21 protein-coding genes are annotated in these 19,213 nt (G+C 63.7%); 12 read left to right on the top strand and 9 right to left on the bottom strand.

Annotation, left to right across the window (positions count from 1 at the left end; genetic code table 11):
- Nucleotides 1–19 precede the first annotated feature (19 nt).
- Nucleotides 20–409, top strand: coding sequence for a winged helix-turn-helix transcriptional regulator (locus GOPIP_RS08350; protein ID WP_006369188.1), 390 nt, complete (start codon nucleotides 20–22; stop codon nucleotides 407–409).
- A 612-nt stretch (nucleotides 410–1,021) separates the two neighbouring features.
- Here GOPIP_RS08350 and GOPIP_RS08345 read toward each other — a convergent pair.
- Nucleotides 1,022–1,306: a hypothetical protein gene (locus GOPIP_RS08345; RefSeq protein ID WP_006369187.1), complete on the bottom strand. Its 285-nt coding sequence runs from the start codon at nucleotides 1,304–1,306 to the stop codon at nucleotides 1,022–1,024.
- Between the two features lie 687 nt (nucleotides 1,307–1,993).
- Here GOPIP_RS08345 and GOPIP_RS08340 point away from each other — a divergent pair.
- The 6 genes from GOPIP_RS08340 (at nucleotide 1,994) to GOPIP_RS28700 (ending at nucleotide 6,454) form a co-directional block, all read left to right on the top strand.
- Nucleotides 1,994–2,389 carry a hypothetical protein gene (locus tag GOPIP_RS08340; RefSeq protein WP_244421124.1) on the top strand — a complete coding sequence of 132 codons (396 nt, stop codon included), beginning with the start codon at nucleotides 1,994–1,996 and terminating at the stop codon, nucleotides 2,387–2,389.
- Nucleotides 2,390–2,737: 348 nt separating this feature from the next.
- Nucleotides 2,738–3,409, top strand: a complete 672-nt coding sequence (locus GOPIP_RS29420) for a DUF6461 domain-containing protein (RefSeq protein WP_006369184.1) — start codon at nucleotides 2,738–2,740, stop codon at nucleotides 3,407–3,409.
- A 30-nt stretch (nucleotides 3,410–3,439) separates the two neighbouring features.
- Nucleotides 3,440–3,970 (top strand): hypothetical protein, encoded by a 531-nt coding sequence (locus GOPIP_RS29415; protein ID WP_035727498.1) that lies wholly within the window; start codon nucleotides 3,440–3,442, stop codon nucleotides 3,968–3,970.
- 151 nt (nucleotides 3,971–4,121) lie between these two features.
- Nucleotides 4,122–4,511, top strand: coding sequence for a DUF6924 domain-containing protein (locus GOPIP_RS08325; RefSeq protein WP_006369182.1), 390 nt, complete (start codon nucleotides 4,122–4,124; stop codon nucleotides 4,509–4,511).
- Between the two features lie 917 nt (nucleotides 4,512–5,428).
- A complete protein-coding gene (locus tag GOPIP_RS08315; RefSeq protein ID WP_006369180.1) occupies nucleotides 5,429–5,725 on the top strand; it encodes a hypothetical protein in 297 nt (98 codons plus the stop codon).
- A gap of 294 nt (nucleotides 5,726–6,019) precedes the next feature.
- Nucleotides 6,020–6,454: a hypothetical protein gene (locus GOPIP_RS28700; RefSeq protein ID WP_006369179.1), complete on the top strand. Its 435-nt coding sequence runs from the start codon at nucleotides 6,020–6,022 to the stop codon at nucleotides 6,452–6,454.
- On the opposite strand, the gene GOPIP_RS08310 is transcribed toward GOPIP_RS28700, so the two are convergent.
- The 3 genes from GOPIP_RS08310 to GOPIP_RS08305 form a co-directional block, all read right to left on the bottom strand.
- Nucleotides 6,395–7,012: a hypothetical protein gene (locus GOPIP_RS08310; RefSeq protein WP_006369178.1), complete on the bottom strand. Its 618-nt coding sequence runs from the start codon at nucleotides 7,010–7,012 to the stop codon at nucleotides 6,395–6,397. The genes GOPIP_RS28700 and GOPIP_RS08310 overlap by 60 nt on opposite strands.
- 239 nt (nucleotides 7,013–7,251) lie before the next feature.
- On the bottom strand, nucleotides 7,252–7,836 hold the full coding sequence (locus tag GOPIP_RS28695; protein WP_006369177.1) for a hypothetical protein: 585 nt from the start codon (nucleotides 7,834–7,836) through the stop codon (nucleotides 7,252–7,254).
- A gap of 990 nt (nucleotides 7,837–8,826) precedes the next feature.
- Nucleotides 8,827–9,552 carry a hypothetical protein gene (locus GOPIP_RS08305; RefSeq protein WP_240524073.1) on the bottom strand — a complete coding sequence of 242 codons (726 nt, stop codon included), beginning with the start codon at nucleotides 9,550–9,552 and terminating at the stop codon, nucleotides 8,827–8,829.
- A gap of 871 nt (nucleotides 9,553–10,423) precedes the next feature.
- Here GOPIP_RS08305 and GOPIP_RS29410 point away from each other — a divergent pair.
- The 5 genes from GOPIP_RS29410 to GOPIP_RS08280 all read left to right on the top strand — a co-directional run bounded on the left by GOPIP_RS29410 (nucleotide 10,424) and on the right by GOPIP_RS08280 (nucleotide 14,646).
- The gene (locus GOPIP_RS29410; protein ID WP_035727493.1) at nucleotides 10,424–11,029 is read left to right on the top strand and encodes a cold-shock protein; all 606 of its coding nucleotides are present in this window, start codon (nucleotides 10,424–10,426) and stop codon (nucleotides 11,027–11,029) included.
- 227 nt (nucleotides 11,030–11,256) lie between these two features.
- Nucleotides 11,257–12,054 carry a CPBP family intramembrane glutamic endopeptidase gene (locus tag GOPIP_RS08295; protein WP_006369172.1) on the top strand — a complete coding sequence of 266 codons (798 nt, stop codon included), beginning with the start codon at nucleotides 11,257–11,259 and terminating at the stop codon, nucleotides 12,052–12,054.
- Nucleotides 12,055–12,214: 160 nt separating this feature from the next.
- Nucleotides 12,215–13,579: an LCP family protein gene (locus tag GOPIP_RS08290; RefSeq protein ID WP_006369171.1), complete on the top strand. Its 1,365-nt coding sequence runs from the start codon at nucleotides 12,215–12,217 to the stop codon at nucleotides 13,577–13,579.
- A 94-nt stretch (nucleotides 13,580–13,673) separates the two neighbouring features.
- Nucleotides 13,674–14,216, top strand: coding sequence for a ferritin (locus GOPIP_RS08285; protein WP_006369170.1), 543 nt, complete (start codon nucleotides 13,674–13,676; stop codon nucleotides 14,214–14,216).
- Nucleotides 14,217–14,331: 115 nt separating this feature from the next.
- Entirely contained in the window at nucleotides 14,332–14,646 is a 315-nt protein-coding gene (locus GOPIP_RS08280; protein WP_133092131.1) for a hypothetical protein, read from the top strand.
- A gap of 40 nt (nucleotides 14,647–14,686) precedes the next feature.
- Here the strand turns inward: GOPIP_RS08280 and GOPIP_RS08275 are convergent, their stop codons facing one another.
- The 5 genes from GOPIP_RS08275 to GOPIP_RS08255 all read right to left on the bottom strand — a co-directional run bounded on the left by GOPIP_RS08275 (nucleotide 14,687) and on the right by GOPIP_RS08255 (nucleotide 19,210).
- Nucleotides 14,687–15,679 carry a DUF5926 family protein gene (locus GOPIP_RS08275; protein ID WP_006369168.1) on the bottom strand — a complete coding sequence of 331 codons (993 nt, stop codon included), beginning with the start codon at nucleotides 15,677–15,679 and terminating at the stop codon, nucleotides 14,687–14,689.
- A gap of 53 nt (nucleotides 15,680–15,732) precedes the next feature.
- Nucleotides 15,733–16,524, bottom strand: a complete 792-nt coding sequence (locus GOPIP_RS08270; RefSeq protein ID WP_006369167.1) for a glycerophosphodiester phosphodiesterase — start codon at nucleotides 16,522–16,524, stop codon at nucleotides 15,733–15,735.
- Nucleotides 16,521–17,468: a DUF4328 domain-containing protein gene (locus GOPIP_RS08265; protein WP_231386808.1), complete on the bottom strand. Its 948-nt coding sequence runs from the start codon at nucleotides 17,466–17,468 to the stop codon at nucleotides 16,521–16,523. Before GOPIP_RS08265 ends, GOPIP_RS08270 begins: the two co-directional genes overlap by 4 nt.
- 92 nt (nucleotides 17,469–17,560) lie before the next feature.
- A complete protein-coding gene (locus tag GOPIP_RS08260) occupies nucleotides 17,561–17,893 on the bottom strand; it encodes a rhodanese-like domain-containing protein (protein ID WP_006369165.1) in 333 nt (110 codons plus the stop codon).
- Nucleotides 17,894–18,361: 468 nt separating this feature from the next.
- Nucleotides 18,362–19,210, bottom strand: coding sequence for a S49 family peptidase (locus GOPIP_RS08255; protein ID WP_006369164.1), 849 nt, complete (start codon nucleotides 19,208–19,210; stop codon nucleotides 18,362–18,364).
- Nucleotides 19,211–19,213 lie beyond the last annotated feature (3 nt).

Raw genomic sequence — 19,213 nt, 5'->3', positions numbered from 1 at the left:
CCGTGAAAGGGACACTTGGATGCGGTTGCCTGTACAGCGAGCAGTCAGGGTTTGCCCGGTCGAGGTAGCGGTCTCGGTCCTTGGTGGCACCTGGAAACTGACCTTCATCAAGCACCTCCAGAATCGGCCTCATCGCTTCAACGAGCTTGGTCGCCAGGTGCCGTTGGCGAACACCAAGACGTTGACCCGCCAGCTCCGCGAACTCGAAGAGGACGGCATCGTACTCCGAACCGTGTACGCGGAGGTTCCGCCGAAGGTTGAATACTCTCTGACACCGCTTGGCGAGCGTCTAGAGGACATCGTCACCGCGATGGAGCACTGGGGAGCAGAATTCAGCCGCGAGATGCGGCTCGATGCCGAGTCGGTGACTGATCTCGAAGAGCGGTCTTCACCATCAATTGGGCCATAAAGGGTGATATTCGAGTCCGAAGTAGAACCATGAGATCGGTGTACTGGTCACCACGGATGCAACAAGAAACCAGCGGCCTGCGCGGCGTGTTCCCGGCCACAGGATCAGGGCTACACCTACAAGATTCACTGCCAGCCAACTAGAGGTCCAGGGCAGCCAATAGGTGACGGCCAGGCCCTTCTCGCCCAGGCTCGAGTTGACGTCCGGAAGGTTCAACCAATGGCGCACAAACAACGCCAACGGAAAGGGAACCGAGACGCCGACCACTGCCCGACGAGCAGGCCAAGATCGTCCGTCAGACATCCCGTCGTGGTCGACGGGGGTTTCACCTCGGAGGCGACATATCACCATCTTCGCACGCCCGGCCGAGTCAACACGCAGCCACTGCTCAGTACACGAGCGGCTCCGCGACAGAATACGACCGATAGTCGGTCGTATTGCGTAGTGAGCGTCCTCCATCGTCAGAGTGGTCGTTCATAGGATGACTGGTGTAGTCCTGCCAGACGCAATAGGGAACTCCATATCGGATCAGTCGCAACAATTCGGTAGTCGTTCGACGATATCGGCGTCAGGACTTGACTCGACCCGCGAGCGCAGAGCTCTTCTCTCCGACTACCGCACCGCTGGCAGGCCGAACTTGCGGCGGTTGCGGACCCAGAAGGCTATCGCTCCAATGAACGGCAACCCAACAATGACGAGAGCCCATACAACTCCGACCGCCGTGCCTGTTGGCTCAGCAACTACGGACCACAGAGCGATCGGCAGCATCACCATCCAGACAGCTATCAGCCCCATGCCAACGACCACCAACAGGACATCCGCGGTTCCGATTCCAGACATTCTGTTCTCGCAGTTGACGATATCCGCACAGTCAGCCAGATTGATGGTGCTGTTCATAGCGTTCGAGAGTACCGGCCATCGTCGGGCATCGACCCCAGGACCTGAGCGCCGGCCTCGGCTCCCGGAAGGCTCGATCAAAAGGAGCCCTGCCCGCAGGAGCTGATAGAGAATCGAACGTGCCGCGAATCGCGCCCCCATCCGTCTGTTTAACTGAGATTATGGCTATAAGTGCCTATCACGTCAGCTCGTCCCTCAATCGGGAGTCAATCAGGGAGCGTGGCTTAGACTGGCGCCGTATGGGTGCGGCGCCGGGGATCGCAGGCAGTAGAGAACCTGAGGCGGAAGGCTGCTTTCTTGCGCTCGGAGAATATGAGTGCCGATTGTTCGTCCACATGAATAACACAGGCGGACCCGTGGATGTGTGGCGCGTAGAAGACGTCGATCCTGAGGACCTGATTACGTCGAGACAGGGGTACTCCCTCTATGAGGGCGTTATCGATCCCGATCGAATTACCCTTATCCAAGCCCGCATTTGCTCAGGAGAAGAATTTATCCCTGATTGCACCTAGAACAGGCCCGAATAGATTGAGAACAGGATGCGAGGGAGTAGGACCTAATCACCCGTTCCGGAGCGTTGCATAAGCCGCTGTCGCACCGAACGTCGACGCCCGAAGGAGCGATGCGTTGAGCTATCTCGATGCCCACGAGCAAGTACTCACCGCGGCATGGACACCTGCGCGCGGTGTGGAGATCACCGACTCGGACCTTCCTGATGTGTGGACTCAGTCGCTGAATCGATTGGGACACGACCTGCACGTACGCCAGTACAACGGAGAAATCCAGAGAATAGACTGGGTCGCGAAGTACGACGGCATTGACGGATGGGTGTTTCTTCTCAGCGATGTCTCGGTGGCGGGCCGTGGCCGGCAAGGTCTCGGGATGTCCGGCTCCGGCGTGAGAATCGACGACGACGTCGAAACCGTTCTGACCACGATTGCCGATCTCGTCCAGGATCAGGTGGCCCGCGCCCACGTGGCATGGCCGTGGAGCGACGACGGCGGATTCCTGGCCCCACACCTCGTCGCTCACGTCGCAACGTGGTGCAAGGGCGATACCCTCGTGCCGATCGGCAGCCTGTAGCCCGCTAGTAGTCGAACGACGGGGGAGGACAGGACTTCACGCCTGCTACACCAGGCGCCTCCTCCGCGGATATGGGCGAGCCGATCGCGTGTCGCCAGCCGGGGGAATCAGTACCGTGTAGTTGCAGAGGATTCGCCGAGGGGACAGATCCCGGGTTGGATGCAATTGCAATTTCGCCGACTGCTCCGACGGCGACTATCGCGGCGAAGTACGGGTGACGGGCACGGCCCACCGGCATCGAACGGCTTCAGGGCGATGCGACTCGAAGACGTCGCAAGGAGCCCGCTACCACAACATCAACGTGCACTCGAGCTTTCGTGTAATACCGGGCTATGAAATAGTGAGAAGGTGGCGACTGACTATCGAGATTACTTGTGGTTCAACGACGATGAGTTCAGAGGTTGGCAGGCGACAGGTCATCTGGTCAGTCTCATTCGACACGCCACCGCTGGCGGCATTCTCGATGCACTGAGCGCCTACAGCAGACGAACCCGCGGAATCGGGCTGGCGGGATTCGGCAAACGGGCGATGGAGTTCGAGGAACTGGGCCTGGTGGAGCCGATGACGCGGGACGTTCAAACCGTGGGGGTTGCCGACATCGGTGACGGATGGGTGCTGCTGATCCAGCACAACAGCGAGTTCCTCGGCGTGACAGAGCAACTGTTCAAACCCGTCATCGACAACCACGAGGTCGTCAGCCATTTCAGCAACGTCAACGCCTTCTCGCAGTTCGTGTGGTGGCGCGACGGACAGCAACAAATCTCATTCGAACCGATGTCGCCGATAGGGGATCTCGACCGCATCCGATTGACACCGACTACCGGAGGCGAGACACTGTTTGGCCTGATGGCCGACGTCGGGGGTTTTCCGCTCGAGGAGAGCGACGAACCACGCACCGATTTCTTCCATATCGAGGCGTGTTTCGCGCTTGCCGAGCGACTCACGGGCATCGAAGTCACCAAGCGAATGATGCAGTCCGCGGAGTTCACCGTTGCCCTGGTGCCCACCACCGAGCCCTAAGACCGTGACGCCCATGAACTGCCACCACGAGTGCCGCTGCTGGACGATCGGGCGACATGGAGCGAGGTGCACCAGCTTTATCGTTCGTCCAGGGAGACAACCGTCCATGCCACCATGGTGCTCTCCCCTGGGCAAGGCGACGGTGAGGAACGCCACGAGGTCGAGTTTTGGTACTCACCATTGGAGGGAACACGCCAGGCTGACGGCGAAGGACTACTCTCGGTGCGCAATTCCGATGGCGATCATTGGCACCGAGGTCCGTACGCCCCCAGTACGTGGCCCGATAACTTGATCGCCATTCATCGCCGATGGGATCAGCAGAAACCGTTTCGCCTCATGATCGACCCCAACAGTGCGGCGACGGCCACCGATGTCAATGGTCGCCGCGCCTGGGAGTTCGTCTTCCCTCCCGTGTTCTATGGCGACAGCCCAGTCGCGGTTGCGTTCGACGCCTACTCCGGCATCCCGCTGCGCGCGGAAACCCGAGACCGGACAGAAGAGCTCAGCAATGTGACGCTGGATGAAGAATTCAGCGAGGAGCTATTCGAAATCCCCGTATGACCGCGCGCTACGCTCACCGCCACCCACCGAACAACCCCCAGAACCGAGTATGCCTGACCCAGCGGCGACACTGCACCGTCACAGTCGGAGTGGAGTCACGACCCAAGCAACCTAACAGCGCAGTCCCGCAACTTTTTCGAGAGAGGTTCCTATGCGCAAGCTCGATGTCGAGAACGAAGGTATCCCGGCCGTGGTACGGACAGACTTCACCGCCAACGAGACGTGGCATCAGGTCAAGGACCTCATCACGGAGGGAGCCGAGGACGATCTCGCAGCGCTGGACGACGACCCACCCGAGCTATTCATCTTCGTCGACGATCGCGAGTACAACGGCGCGACGACCGACGAGTTGCGCCACGCGGTACCGGACGGTGTCTATCAAGCCGTCGTTTTCGCTGCCGATGCAACCACCTTCTCAAGTCCTGAGCGAGACATCGTGGCTGTTCATATTCGGACAGGCCAGACACTCAGGCTTCTACCTGAACTTGCATTCGTGATGTGGAACAATCTATTCCAAGGCATCTCGGGTTCGATGAAATGATGGAGTTTTCCACCGACGGCATCTACCGTTGATGATGTCGACACCCCGATTGCCCCAGCCCCGAGCGCCCATCGGTGATGAACGAGTCGCCGCGATCTCAGCTGGACCAACCCACACCGCTAGTCCCGGCCCTCTGACAGCCTGAACTCATGCCCCCGCGACTCTCGCGGCGGCATGAGAGGTTCCGGGGCGTTCGCCATCAATTGCTCGAGCCAACTCTCCGGCGGCCCAGCCGTGCGGACCGGGTCCGGTCGCGGAGCTCGCTGGTCGAGCGACGGAAACTCGGTGCGTGGTGGCGATTCTGGCCAAAGGGTGACTGCATAACCAGCAGATTCGGCAATCCGATCGGCGTCAAACGTCACCTTTCGCTCATCGAGCCCAAAGTACGGCCAGGCCGTGTAGACCGAGAACTCGCCAGCTGGCGGTAGGTGATCAAGCACGAGAGGCACGCTCATATGCTCTCCATCACCGGCAGCGATCAACTGGCTGAGGCCGCCGCGAAGGGAGATTTGAGGGAGATTTGACGAGACGCTTCCATCGCTCCACTCGAACGCAAGCTGAAATGGGTCACTAGTCCGTTCGCTCGGCAGCGGGCGCCCGAACCCGTTGACACCCATCATGAGGTCAAGGGTGTCGGGGGTCGGCCTTCTGAAGAGCTCCAAGTCGAATCGCACCAGCGTCGGATACACCCACGTCGACACAAGAACGATGGCCCAGTTCTCGGAATCGTTGAGTATCCCCGAAACGCCCGCTTCAGCTGGGATAACAGACCTCGGAAGGCGCGCCATCTATCCGTACATTCTTGAAGCGATAGCCATGGCACGAGATCCTACTCATCCCCCCGGGCTGGATCTGCTGCGCTCCGACGCCGCCGGCGCTGTGCGATCGATAATCATCGAGGCGTGTGAACGGCCCAGATGTACCCCGAGGGCTTCCCCTTGCGCGCCGGTGACCCCACCTACACGTTCATCCCCGACTACGTGCCGATCTTCGAGCGTGACGGCACCGCCCTGGTCATCGACACCCGCGTCGGGTCGGCCCGCGGTGCGATACGGCTGTTCAGCAAGGTCGACGCCGACGACACGACCACCGGATGGGCCAGCCTCGCCGACCTGGTCACCGCCCTGACAGAGTCCCTCACCACCGGCACCACGTTCCTCGGCTGGCGCTCGAGCATCACCGCTGACGGACAACTGCACTGGCGCCCCGCATAAATCGGCGAGACTCCCCCGCTCCGCCCACCTTCCGAGGCTTGTCCCAACCACCACTAGGAGAAGAAGATGAACCGCTGGACAACCCGAGTAGCGTCAGTCACCTCGGTGCGGTTCTCCCCCGGCCTGGCAGCCCCCCCGGTCGAAGCCTCGTCCCGCGCGTCTACGCCCTCCTCGCCGACGCAATGCGCGACGGCGTCAAGGCACTACCGCCCCCATAACCCGAACTGCCACTCCGACATCCCGGCTCTGAGCACACCCCAACTCTGAGAACACCCACCCGAAGAGGCACGCACAATGGGTGACATCACCACCCGCCGCCAGGAGATTCGCGATGCGCTCGTTCATCGCTCGACCGAACGGATCATCGCCGCGGTCGACGCCGGCCACACCATGGCCCAAATGCGGCTGACCGACAAAGACAAAGCCGCGCTCGCCGTTGCTGACCGTGGTGAAACACCCTCGACGATGAGCGTGCCCGGATGCTCGCAGAGTTCGCCGCCACCCCAACAGAAATCGCAGCTTGACATCCTAGACCGACAGACGAATCCGATCCTCTGGTTAACCAATGACCTGAGAAACGAGGAAATGCAGCGTTACAGTCACCCAATGCCTACCGCGCTACCCGACTCGCAGACGCCCGGGGTGAACCATCAGCCGCGCCCCGCCGCCTTATTGTCCTTCGACCATGGCCATATCTACGCCGACTTCGGACAGGTCCATACCCGTTAGTTGCTTCCATTCTAGAGGTATGTGCAGGCCAAGGATCTCCACCTCTATCTTCGCTCCGGCAGCAGGCTCCATGGGATGAACCTCCGTCCAGCGGATCGGTAACGAAAAGGTGGTATCTATGAACAACTCAGCCTCTGCCGACGACGTGTCGCGAATTAGGTGGAGAAGGTAGCCGTGCTCGATGGATTCGGCACCTACCATCTTCCATTTGTCTCCAGGCCGTCCCCAGATCTCGAACTTGCTCGGCCGCAACATCTTGATCAGTCTTGGATATTCCGAGATTTCGGAAAGATGGTCGACAACTTCCCCTTGATCGGCGTCCTCTTGCCCGGATTCTGTCGAGTGTCGACTTCTTTCTTCATACTTGACGATATCTTCAGTCCAACGGCCGGATTCGTTGTCGAGAGAAAAGTGCACGGTCTGAATATTTCTTGGCGGACCGGTCAAGTCGTTCTTACCCCACTGGCGGTATTGGGCGGTCCCAGATACTCGTGAACACACTTCGGCGTTCTGGAGCAGGCTGATCGCGACCAACGTGTCTTCGAGTGTTATCGCCATACGGACCTCCGTAAGTCACTGACAAGCAGCGTTATCGCCGCCGCGGCTCTTCTCTTCCGGGGCCGACCGGTCGTAGTCTGATTGTGCCCGCAACCACCGACAACTTCTAGCAGTCGACGCAGACGCCGGTGTGCTGCGTTTCGTATAGCGTGCCAGGCGGATGGGTACAGATGCGAATCAGCAAGCTGCGAGTCGGCAAGCAGTGAGGAGGCTTCGTCCTCCGGGTCAGTTCGGTTGGGTCAGTGCAGGTTATCGATATATGCAGATAGCTGCCGAGAGTACTCGTCAGGGTCGGCAACGAGATCGGCTGTGGCCAAAAAGTTGTCGGCAGCGAGCGGTAACAACTGCACCCCGGATGCCGCCACAACATGAATCGAGAGCGGGCCGGTCAGCCGCCCCGTCATTCCAGGCGGAAGGACTCGCGGACGGGTCCGGGTGAACGCCCGCTTCTCCCGCGCAACCCACCGTTGCACATACGGACGTTCGGACAGATCGGTCAACCTGGTATCGATTCGTGGCGTAACAGACGGATCAAAAATACTGCGCTGCAGAGCCATTCCGACCATAAGGTCCCACCAATGCTGCCATGCCACCGCTACTACTGAGGGCGGAAACTCTGACCACAGCGGATCGGCCGGACGTTCGCACGGATTGGTAACCCGCATCTGGTCCAGCGGCGTGGTTGGCGCCGCATGTCCGCCACCAGGACGATCAGCTGCCGGCAGCGCCCACTGCCGGACGAGCAGACATATAGTCAGCGAAGACGCAAAGGTCAGAGTTGCGTGTGGGCGGCGCTGGTCGTCGCCGAGAATCGCTGTAGCCATGAATCCGAAACCGTTCAGTCCGCTGGCTCGACGGCGAAAGCGCCTTGCGCGACGCCGACGGTGCCATTCCGTGGCATGGCCATGCGGACGCCGCTCACGATTACCTCCTCCGTTGGCCGGCCACCCTCATTGACGTTCCACTCACCGGCCCAGCTATTGCGGAAGCTCAATTCACTTCTCCAAAAATGTGCGTCGCCTTCTTGTGATGCCGTGCCGTATCAGCCAGACATCGGATAACAGTTCTTGCCAACTGCATCGAGATGTGACAATGAGACCCATGTTACCCAACGCTGCAACCACTCCCACATGGCGACAGCTGAATGGAACCGGCGGGCTTATCGTTAGTCAACTGTCGAATCACCTCAGTGTCCACTGGGCGTACCATGCCCTCGGACCAGGCAGCTCCGAGCGATGAGTGAGTTCCCTTTCGACGTCACGGCCAAGTGGACACGGCGTTGGCACACACAGATGTGGCAAGGTCCATCCGAGATCTCGCCCGCCTGGTCGAGCGCGGTGGCAGCTATTGAGCGCGATCTGGGCTGCTGGATTGACAGAGGACCGTTGCCTGACTTCGCCGACTGCGAGTGGGATGTGCTGATCGTCGGCGAGGTTGGTCTCGTGCATGTCCTGCTTCGCCACCGCGATCAGTCGGGATGGAATGGATTCCTCTCGACTGGGTACCCTCTCGATGCGAATCTATCGGCCACGCGAACGACCGCATCTCTCGCCGATGAGCTCCAAGGAGACCTCACCGGACACGCACGGATCGATTGGCCCTCAGCAGGCTGGGACGTGCTGCACGCCAAAGTAATCGATGACACGGCTGTATGGGTGGCGACTCGCGACCGCACCCGCCCGGTCGCTCGCATAGGTCACCTCTGCACGGACTGCCGTTCCGGATGGTGACGACGCCACTCCCGACGGATACACCGCGTGGGACGAGTCTGTACCAGCGGCCTTCATGTCGAGCTCGCTGAGCGACCACTCATGTCAGCGCTGGTGCGGTGTCGACGGGGGTGGCGGGTGCTGGTCGCCCGGGGATGGAATCGGAAACGTCATCGTCGGGCTTGGCGTCTCGGGTGGTGCGACGTTGCTCTGTGGGCTGGCACGCAACGCATTACGCGCAGCGGCCAGCGGTTCGGAGTGGGTATCTCGGGCCTGCTGTTCGGTCATGGGTTCACGGCCGGGCACCGGGATGACGGTGTACCACGCGCGAGTGCCCAGGTAGCGGGTGGCGAATAGATACCACTGACCGATCGTCAGTGGTTTGTCTCCGCCGACGGACGTGTAGACGCCATCTCGTGTACCGCCTTGTTGATTCACGATCACGCTCTGGGGAACATCGCCTTTGAGCGCGATCCCAACCATGGCGCTGTACTGGGTCTGAGGGGTGTCGTCGAGTGCGATGGTGCCAGCGGTCGATTCCACCCGTCCGGTGAAGACGTGAGTCGAGTTGGCCATGAGGCCGCGCAGATCGGTGATGCGAATGGCCGAGTCGGGATGGACAGTGACGGTTGCGGTCGCCGGCTCAGTGGGTGGAATTCCTTCATTGACCAATGTCTGAGCGCATCCGGTCGCCACCGTCGTCGCCAGTGCGACGAGCACTACTGACAGGACTAGTTTTGCGATAGTTCGCCAGTTCTGCTCCATATCGATCCGCTTCCGACGATCTCTCCAACCAGGTTCCACTGCAACAGTTTGCGGTCGCATCGTCATACTGACACCCTGGGTCCGTCGGCCACACGTGCAATGACGGTGCGAGTCAACACCATCAATATGGCACGACGGACATATAGAGCCACGCACCACGATCACGTGACTCCGGATCGAACCACATGCTGAGATTGCCTGCTCGCTCACCAGTCGGCGGCGGGTTCAAACTATCTGTTGCTCGCGTGCAGGTCCTCAGGCTCGCTGAGGGCAATGGACCATGTCGAGTAGGTGCACGCAGTTTCGCAAAATCTTCAGGACTGCCGGCATGGCACCGAGTCCGAGAGTCCCGAATGATCGTGTCTCGCGCAGAGGCGTTATCGGCTTTGACAATGAGAAATGCCATTGGCCATCCCTGAAACTGCGAGGTCACCTCGCCGTACTCGACATCGCTGATATCCAGCCGCACACCCATCACTCCTGCGATGCGTACGGCCTCGCCGGCGTCCTCGGTGACATACACGCCGGACATTCCGTCCTCGAACCACCGAAACGCCAGCCACCCTGCGACGGCGACGAAAGCGAGGACGACTGCAGCCACTGCCAACGGAATCCACACCCCTGCGTTTCGTACACCCCACTGTTGCACAGTGTCAACACGATCAGCACTCATCGGCATCGACCAGAAGGAGAAAGGATCTTCCAGCCCTGAATAGTGCCAACTCTGACGACTACTGCCATCGTCCGCGCCATCCCCGCCCAGCAGCGCGATGCCAAATCAACAGGTGGAGGCGGAGACACAGCGCCCCCACCATTCAACCCCGACAACGGCACATGAATCATGTTGCCCTGGAATCCGTATGGGCAATGAAGTTCCGTATCCGCGCCCAGCCGAAAATCACTTTCGCCGAACCATTCCGCCCTTTAGCGTGAGGGCATGTCGACAACAGGAGTCGTGACCGTCTGGCACCAGGCCGAGGGCTGGGGCATCGTCGAATCCCCTTCCCTGCCGGGTGCTGCCTCGGCAGACGTTTTCGGCATCAGGGGCGAAGCTGTCGCCGACCACAGCGTCGGGCCCCTGTTGGGTCTCCGGCCGGGAACCGAGGTCGAGTTCGAATACTCACGTGCCGAATCCCCGGTGAACGGATGCGATTTCCTGATCCACTCCGTGTGGCCGGTTGGCGTTACCCCGCGGAAGCGTTCTCCCTCTCCCTACTCAGGAGCGCTGTGGAACAGCGTCGGCAAGGCCGGGCCCGACGGCTTGACGACGATGCGCGAAGCCGTTATCGACGACTCGCAGGTTCCGCGCGTAGAGAAGCCGAGTCTGCCCAGCACCGTGGGTACCGTTCGCGTCTGGCATAGCGAGGACGGTTGGGGTGTGCTCGATTCCGAGGCCACACCGGGTGGTGCGTGGGCGCACTTCAGCGAGGTCGTCGGTGACGGATTCCGGTCATTGACACCCGGACAGGAGGTGGAGTTCGAGTACGAAGAACGTGCCGTCGACGAGTACCCGTACCGGGCGAACAACATTCGAGGGCGATAGCCACGGCCACCTGAGGCCGAAAGGGCGAGCCCGCCCGGCCGACACGCGACTCCTTCGCCTGTTTTCAGTCATTCCCGAAGTAGCCTCGGCGCAAAACCCCAGGTCGCGGCGCTCGGATACCTCACCCGATGACTGAAAACAGGCGACCGACCGCACACAACGCCCTATCCGCACCCCACCCGCCGGATCTCCGCGCCTCACAGACCCGCCCCGTAGGCTGACGTCTCATGCGACTCTCGTCCCTCGTGCGTCCTGCGGCCCAGCAGGTCGTCGACGTGGTCACCGACCAGCGCGAGCGCCGCGGGCTGACCATCGAGTTGGTGATCGTCGGCATCCTCACCTTCGGCTTCTCGGCGATCTCGGCGATCCTGTCGCTGATCGAGCTGCAGTTGACCAGCGGCGTCGGCAACGCGACGGTGGCACTCAATCCCAGCCAGTCCACGGTCGGCGCGATCGACTTCCTCCGACAACTCATGAGCGCCATCCGTCTGTATGCGATCGCCGCTCTCGGCGCGTATCTGCTGTGGCGCGGCGGTGTCATCCTCGGCCGTGTGGGCCTCGGCCGCATTCGCACCCCCGACATCCCGCCCGGCCTGCTACTGGCCGCGGTCATCGGCCTGCCTGGCCTCGGATTGGTGGCGGCCGCCCGCGCACTGGGAATCAACGCCCACCTCATCCCCAGCGAGCCGGGCCCATGGTGGCATTGGGCGCTCTACATCCTGCTCGCGATCGGGAACGCGGCCGCCGAGGAGATCGTCGTCGTCGCGTACTTCATCACCCGCCTGCGCCAACTCGGACTGTCGGAGAACGGGTCGCTGGCCGCCAGCGCGATACTGCGTGGCGGATATCACCTGTACCAGGGCGTCGGCGCGGGCATCGGAAACGTCGTGATGGGAGTGATCTTCGGCCGGTACTACCAGCTCACCAACCGGGTGTGGCCGCTGGTCATCGCGCACGCGGTCATCGACGTCGTCGCATTTGTCGGATATGCGCTGCTGCACAACCACCTGTCGTGGGTGGGGTGAGCTGCGCCCGCTGCGTCGTCGACCCCGAACACAACCGCACGAATGACACGGACACGCCTGAGCCGTCGGTACATTCAATGAGGTGAACCAGCCAGAACCGCCGAATGCGGGACGACGCGGCGGTCCTCCGCCCGCCCCGCCGCGGCGGAATCCGGCACCGATGGGCCCGCCCCCACCGCACCAGGGCCCCCGGGGTCCGTACGCGCCGGGCCAATTCCCGCGCGGCGCCGATCGCCGACCCCCGATCCCACAGAACCCGCGACCGTCCGGACGCTCCACACCTCCAGCACCCGATGCCGCCGACCCGACGCGCCGGGTCGCGCCACCGAACCGTCCGCGCGGTGATGTCTACGAACCACCGAAGGCCTATTCGGGTGTCCCCGGGTACGCGCCACCACAACAGCCCGAGCCGATCCCCGGGCGCGAGCGCCCGACCCGCAAGCCGGTGCCGGCGCAGAGCCGTTCGGCCTCCGACGCGCCGCCGCGCAGGCCGCGTCCCGACGCCCCACGTCCGGTCGCCCCCAAGGAACCCGAACGCCGCAAACGCGCGCTGCGTCGTCCGCGTGGCACTCGACGATTGACCCGCCGCAGGGTCGGAACCATCCTGCTGGTGCTGCTGCTCGTCCTGGTGATCACACCGGTGGCGTTGATGTTCTACTACGACTCCAAACTGCACCGGGTCGACGCACTCGCCCCGTACGCCGGCAAGCCCGCGAGCACCCCGGGGACCACCTGGCTGATCGTCGGCACCGATGCGCGCAGCGGCCTCACCGAGGAGCAACGCAAACAGTTGTCCACCGGTGACGACTCGGGAGCGCGCACCGACACCATGATGTTGATCTACAAGCCCCCGTCGGGGAAGGCGACGATCATCAGCATCCCGCGTGATCTCTACGTCCCGGTTCCCGGGCAGGGCAGCCACAAGATCAACGCCGCCTTCAACTTCGGCGGCCCGACACTGTTGATACAGACCGTCGAAGGACTGTCCGGGGTGCACATCGACCACTACGCCGAGATCGGATTCGGCGGCTTCGACACCCTCGTCGACGCCGTCGGCGGCGTACACATGTGCATCGACACCCCACTGCGAGACCCCAAGGCCGGGTTGAACCTGAAGGCCGGCTGCCAGACCCTGAACGGCACACAGGCATTGGGCTTCGTGCGCACCCGCGCCTTCGCCGACGCCGACCTCATGCGCGTGCAGAACCAACGAAAGTTCTTGGCGGCGTTGATGGCCAAGGCGACCAGCCCGTCGGTGCTGTTGAATCCGTTCCGGTTGTTCCCGTTCGTCAACGGCACGGTCGACACCCTGACCGTCGACAACGGCACGCACATCTGGGATCTCGCCCGGCTCGCGTGGTGGCTACGCAGTTCACCGCAGACGATCACCACCCCCAACGGAGGTCCCGTCGACACCGACGACGGCAGTTCGTTGGCCGTCGACGACACGACAAAACAGTTCTTCGACGCTCTGCGTCAGGGCCGGCAGATCCCCCAGGAATATCTCAACCAACCAGCCGGCTGACCCGATCAGGGAAGCCCAAAAGGTAGGCGAGACTTGCCTTTCTAAGGCTTCACTGGGATGAAATGCCCTGCTCACGCACTCTACCCTGTCCGCTATGAGCACTCCCGAACGCACCAAGTTCCACCAGTTGCTGCACGATCAGATCGGCAATGAGTTCGCCGCGTCGCAGCAGTACATCGCCGTCGCGGTCTACTACGACAACCACGACATGCCGCAGCTGGCCAAGCACTTCTATGCGCAGGCCGTCGAAGAACGCAACCACGCGATGATGGTCGTGCAGTACTTCCTCGACCGCGACATGGAGGTGGAGATCCCCGGAATCGATGCTCCGCGAAACGATTTCGCTGACTACCGGTCACCCATCGACCTGGCTCTCGAGCAGGAACGCCGGGTGACGCAGCAGATCGTCGACCTGGCCAAGTCGGCCCGCGACAGCGGCGACTACCTCGGCGAGCAGTTCATGCAGTGGTTCCTCAAGGAGCAGGTCGAGGAGGTCGCCACGATGACGACGCTGCAGACCATCGCCGAGCGCGCCAACGGCAACCTGTTCGATATGGAGAACTTCGTCGAGCGCGAGGTGAACGGCCCGGCCGCACCCGATGCCACGGCCCCCACCGCGGCCGGCGGCAACCTCTGACGATCCGCCGTCATCCACCCTGCCCGAAGTCCGAATAGTCGGTTTCGTTCCCTGATCGGAAAGAAACTCTGCCGATATTCAGCCATTCTTCAGCAGCGTCGGGCAGGGTGGGCCCATGGCTTCATCGCGTATGAACCCTCAGAGAGGCATCAGCTCCCGAGCCGACCGACGCACCACGGTGCCACGCTGGTTCGCCGCCATGGCAGCGGTGTACGGAACGGCCGTGACCTTCCTGGCCGTGGCGTTCCTGCTGGGGGCGAGTACGTGGTCGCATTCGGCCAGCGGCAGTGCCATCGCCGACGGCTTCGCCCGCTGGTGGCCATCGGCGAGCCTGGCCGCGGCGATCGTGGCGATCGTCCTGGTCACCTTCGGTGCCGCCGCCTCGCGTCGACGCCGCACCCGCGCGCGGGCGCGCTTGCCACGCGTCTGACAACACGAAGCGCGTTGCGCATCGGCGCAGCGTGATCTGATCAGCGCAGCGTGACCTGCCGACCGCGGATGCCGTCGCGCGAACTGCGTTCCTCGATGGTCAGCTCAGTGGTCTCGGCGAGCGCATCGGTGAGCCACCCGTCGAACTGATCCAGCGCGTCGTACCACTCCTCGTGATGACGCTCGTTGTCGAGGTCGAACACCGGCACCAGCAGTCCGTGGGTACGGAACGATCCGGCGAACCGCGAGCCCTCACCCAGGGTCAGCCGCCCCGCGGCGTGCAGACGCGCGAGGGCGGTCATGACGTCGTCCTCCGGTTCGGGTCGGACCCAGCGCAGGTGGGCTCGTTCTCCGGCGTCGACCCACCAGGGCGCCCCGTTGCCGCTGTCGACGTGCATGCGTGCGGTGGGCAGCACGGTCTCGTTGGCGCGCTCGAGCATCGCCGCGATCTCCGGCGGCACCTCGTTGCCCGGCGGGAACCACCACGAGAAGTCGTTGTGCACGATGATCGGCAACTGCGCATCGACGTCGAGGATGTCGGCGAGCTCGGGGCCGTCGGCCTCCTCCCCGATGTGCCGGTACTCGTTGCCGGGACCGGTGTGTGCGGCCCATTCGATGGCGGCCGCGAGCGCCCGATTCAGGTCGTCGGGGTCGGGATCGGTCTGTAGCGCCGCCAAACCCTCTGTGGCGCCGCGTACTTCACGGGTGATCGCCGCGACCGCGCCGGGCAGGATGGTGGCCAGCACGACGTTGTTGCGCGTCGCGTCCGGTGCCGGCGGAATTGGCGTGGTGTCGTCGGGCATCACCGACGTCAACTCCGGTTGCGGTGGTCCCGGCTCGATGAGGTCGAGCACCGCGGTCGCCGACGGGACGAAGGCGCGCAACGCCACCAGGTCGCACTCGGCGGCGAGGCCGGCGAACGGACGCGGCGACGGCGCGAGCGCTGCCGCCGCCCGCGCCTTGCGTGCGGCCACCCGCTCGGCTCGATTACTTCCCGGACGCGGCCCGCTACCGCGTTTGCTCTTCTTGCCCATGGGACCACCCTCTCACGGACGCCGACGGCGCCGACGCGTGCGCCTGCTGCACGTCAGTCGACGGTGACGAGCCAGTCGCGCACCTTCTGCGGGTGGTTGGTGGCGATCCAGCGGACGCCGAGGTCGGCACACAGCTGGACGTCGGCCGCCTCGTCGACGGTCCAGCAGTAGGTGACGCGGCCCGCGGCGGCAGCCTTGTCGACGAGTTCGGGATGCATCCGCAGCGTCTCCACCGACGGGCCGATGCCGGTGGCGCCGACGGCGGTCGCGGCGCTGCCGCCGAGGACGCGCGCGGTCTCGCCGAGCAGGATGGTCGGCAGGATCGGCGCGTGCCGGCGGATTCGCCACACCCCCGCCGAAGAGAACGAGATGACCACGGCCCGACTGTGATCCGCCGACGGTGGGGTCGCCACACCGAAGTCGTGCAGGGTCGACAGCAGTTGTTGTTCGACGAGGCTGCCGAAGCGCACCGGATGCTTGGTCTCGATGAACAACCGGACCGGGCGACGCCAGTCGAGGGTCAGGGTCAGCAATTCGGCGAGGGTCAGGACCTTGGCCGGACCACCCCCGGCGTGCCAGCTACCGAAGTCGAGTTCACGCAGTTGCGCCAGCGGCATCTCGCTGACGATGCCGGTGCCGTCGGAGGTGCGGTCCACCGTGCGGTCGTGAATGCAGACCAACTCGTGGTCGGCGGTCAGGCGGACGTCGCACTCGAGTCCGTCGGCACCTTGTTCGAGCGCGAGTTCGTAAGCGGCCAAGGTGTGTTCGGCCACATCCGCAGACGCACCGCGATGCGCGACGACGGCCGGTTTACCCGACCGCGAGACCTGCTCGGCGAGGTTCATGCGACCACCACCCATCGGTGTGCGGGGACTTTCTGGTCGGCGGAGCTCCCCGAGAACACCGCGGGCAACCGATGTGCGGCCCAGAGGGCGAACGCCGCCGAGACCGCCGCGGTGAGCACGACCATGAACAGGGCGTTGGCGCCGGTCTGGATGGAGCCGGACGCCGCGCCCACCCACCAAGTGATCCCGGTGAGCACGGCGATCACGTTGACCACCGTCCAACCCACCCAAAGCTTGTGCAGCCGGGTACGTGCGGCGCTGCGGGCGACGTCGTCGAGCATCTCGGCGGGTTCACGTAACAGCAACGCGGCACCGGCGACGTTGACGAGCGGGATCGCGGCCAGCGGGATGCTCTGCCACCGCGGGCGCGGATCGAAAAACCCTCGCGCGCCGTAGGTTTCGGTTCGCACAGCCAGCAACCACCGGACGAAGACGACGGTCGCATAGACGAATCCGGCGAGCGCCAGCAGTCCGGCGGCCAACACCAGCACCGTGCTGAGGCCGATCAGCCAACCGGGCAGCGTCGTCGATCGGTTGATCACCAGCAGGAGATAACGGAGCAGGTGCGCGCACATCGACGCAACGAACGCGGCCCCGGCGAGCTGCAGGGCGCCGGTCAGCGCCATCCCCAGGCGGGCGGGAGAGTTCCGCGGTTCGTTCTCGGTGACCGGGGTGTCGACGAGACCCCACCGAGGGAGGTAGACGTACCGCGGGATCAGCCGCGGGCCGGTGCTCCGTGGCGGTCGCGGCGGCGGCAGGGTGTCGGCCGGGCGGCGGGCCACCCATCGCACTCGACGGCCGCCGTACATCCGCGGCGGACCGGACGGTGGTCGCGCACCGGACGGCGGGCGGGCCGGAGGACTGTAGGCGGCGGGAAGCGGCGGCGTGCTCGGCGACTGCTGGTAGGCGGCGACGACCGCGGCGGCCTCGACGTCGGAGGCCACGAGGGTCAGCGGACCGCCGCACCGGGGACAGCGGTCACGTCCGTCGCGGTGCGGAGCCTGGATGCGGCAACGCGGGCAGAGGTCGAGCATCCTCAGACCGGCCCCGATCCGGACTCCACCGGCTTGCCGTTCTCGCGCCAGGCCAGCATCCCGCCACGCACACAGCTGCCGTCATAGCCGACCTGCAGCAGGTACTGCAGGACGCGCATCGACCGCCCACTGGAGTGACAGATGACGTAGAGGTCGGTGTCGGGATCGATCTCGTCGAGTCGGCCGGGGACCTCTCCGAGGGGGATGTGCACGGCGCCGCGGACGTGGCCGTCGGCCCACTCGTCGTCCTCGCGGACATCGAGCAGTACCTTGTCGGTGGCGGTGCTGAAGTCATCCGGCAGCTCGGTCACGGGAACCTGTGGAATCTCGCCCATGCTCACCGATCCATCGTCGCACAGGCGCGGCGATGCCGACCGCGCCGCCGCACGAAGGTGGTCACCTCCGAGGGACCGGTCCGGCCGTCGAGTCGACGCACTACACCCCGACTTGACATCAGTCCAAACCCGACCGGCCCTCTATGTAGGTCTACATAACGCTATCCACATGCGCGTCCACTCCCGCTGTGACCTGCAGCACAGCAGACCATCAAGGTGTGGATGAGACTGTGGAATCTGTGGAGAATTGGACACGGTCAACCGACCCAGTGTGACGACGGTCACGAGTTCGCAACAGCAGCGCGTCAAACAGTTCACGACAGTGCAGCGCATGAGCGAAATGCGGAGTTCACATTCATCCCCATCACCTGTGGATAACGTGGGGACAACAGTCGGCCGGACGAATGATTCGCATCACATCAGCGCGTGTTACGGCCCGATGTCGCACCAGCGGGGCGTCCGGCCCGGTCAGCGCAGACGCACCGCGCTGGCGCGTTCGAGCGCACTCACGGCGCCGCCGATCAACTCCTCGGCGACCACCGATGCCCGGACCTGATCCCCGACGATCCGCGCGAGCAACGGTTTGGGGGCGTCGACGACGGTGATCTCGGCGTCGGGATAGTGCTCGGCCACCACCGATCGCATGACCCCGACGCCGTCGACGAGTCCTAGTTCGGCGGCCCGCTCGCCGATCCACACGTCCCCCGTGAAAAGGACCTCGTCGTCGGCGGCAAGTCGTTTGCCGCGGCGCTGGCGCACCCACCGGATGAACGTGTCATGGAGTTGGTGCTGCAAACCCTGCAGCCACTCGACGTCGTCGGCCTTCTCCGGCGAGAAGGAGTCGAGCCGCACCTTGTTCTCACCGGCCGAGTACAGACGCCGTTCCACGCCGAGCCGACCGAGGACGTCGACGAACCCGAACCCGGACGACACGACACCTATCGAGCCGACGAGCGAGGTGTGGGCGGCATAGATCTCGTCGGCTGCACACGCGATCCAGTAACCACCGGAGGCGACGACATCCTCGCAGAACGCCAGGACGCGCACGCCCTTCTCCGAGGCGAGCTGCCGGATGCGTTCGGCGATGTATTCCGACTGCGTCGGCGACCCGCCGGGGGAATTGATGACGATGACGACCGCGCGCAGATGCTCGATGTCGAAAGCACGCGTGAGAACCGGCTCGACGCTCGTCGTCGACAAACCCGGCCGCCCCGGCCCGCCGTGGCCGATCACCCCGTCCAGGCGCACCACGGCGACCTTGTCCGACCGCTTGTGCGCCAGCTTCTTCGCAATCCGCCCCAGCGGTCCACGGCTCATCCC

The organism is Gordonia polyisoprenivorans NBRC 16320 = JCM 10675, from assembly GCF_000241325.1.
In the GTDB taxonomy this organism is placed as follows: Bacteria; Actinomycetota; Actinomycetes; order Mycobacteriales; family Mycobacteriaceae; genus Gordonia; species Gordonia polyisoprenivorans.
The sequence above is the reverse complement of the archived record's forward strand: the minus strand, read 5'-3'. Positions and strand labels throughout refer to the sequence as shown.

Bases quoted from the DNA above. Each gene is read 5' to 3' on its own strand.
- GOPIP_RS08345 (WP_006369187.1), bottom strand. From the start codon at position 1,306: ATGAACAGCACCATCAATCTGGCTGACTGTGCGGATATCGTCAACTGC.
- GOPIP_RS08275 (WP_006369168.1), bottom strand. From the start codon at position 15,679: ATGGGCAAGAAGAGCAAACGCGGTAGCGGGCCGCGTCCGGGAAGTAAT.
- GOPIP_RS28695 (WP_006369177.1), bottom strand. From the start codon at position 7,836: ATGGCTACAGCGATTCTCGGCGACGACCAGCGCCGCCCACACGCAACT.
- GOPIP_RS08260 (WP_006369165.1), bottom strand. From the start codon at position 17,893: ATGGGCGAGATTCCACAGGTTCCCGTGACCGAGCTGCCGGATGACTTC.
- GOPIP_RS08350 (WP_006369188.1), top strand. From the start codon at position 20: ATGCGGTTGCCTGTACAGCGAGCAGTCAGGGTTTGCCCGGTCGAGGTA.
- GOPIP_RS08285 (WP_006369170.1), top strand. From the start codon at position 13,674: ATGAGCACTCCCGAACGCACCAAGTTCCACCAGTTGCTGCACGATCAG.
- GOPIP_RS29410 (WP_035727493.1), top strand. From the start codon at position 10,424: ATGTCGACAACAGGAGTCGTGACCGTCTGGCACCAGGCCGAGGGCTGG.
- GOPIP_RS08305 (WP_240524073.1), bottom strand. From the start codon at position 9,552: ATGACGATGCGACCGCAAACTGTTGCAGTGGAACCTGGTTGGAGAGAT.
- GOPIP_RS08280 (WP_133092131.1), top strand. From the start codon at position 14,332: ATGGCTTCATCGCGTATGAACCCTCAGAGAGGCATCAGCTCCCGAGCC.
- GOPIP_RS28700 (WP_006369179.1), top strand. From the start codon at position 6,020: ATGGGTGACATCACCACCCGCCGCCAGGAGATTCGCGATGCGCTCGTT.
- GOPIP_RS08295 (WP_006369172.1), top strand. From the start codon at position 11,257: ATGCGACTCTCGTCCCTCGTGCGTCCTGCGGCCCAGCAGGTCGTCGAC.
- GOPIP_RS08325 (WP_006369182.1), top strand. From the start codon at position 4,122: ATGCGCAAGCTCGATGTCGAGAACGAAGGTATCCCGGCCGTGGTACGG.
- GOPIP_RS08315 (WP_006369180.1), top strand. From the start codon at position 5,429: ATGTACCCCGAGGGCTTCCCCTTGCGCGCCGGTGACCCCACCTACACG.
- GOPIP_RS08310 (WP_006369178.1), bottom strand. From the start codon at position 7,012: ATGGCGATAACACTCGAAGACACGTTGGTCGCGATCAGCCTGCTCCAG.
- GOPIP_RS08270 (WP_006369167.1), bottom strand. From the start codon at position 16,524: ATGAACCTCGCCGAGCAGGTCTCGCGGTCGGGTAAACCGGCCGTCGTC.
- GOPIP_RS08255 (WP_006369164.1), bottom strand. From the start codon at position 19,210: ATGAGCCGTGGACCGCTGGGGCGGATTGCGAAGAAGCTGGCGCACAAG.
- GOPIP_RS08290 (WP_006369171.1), top strand. From the start codon at position 12,215: ATGGGCCCGCCCCCACCGCACCAGGGCCCCCGGGGTCCGTACGCGCCG.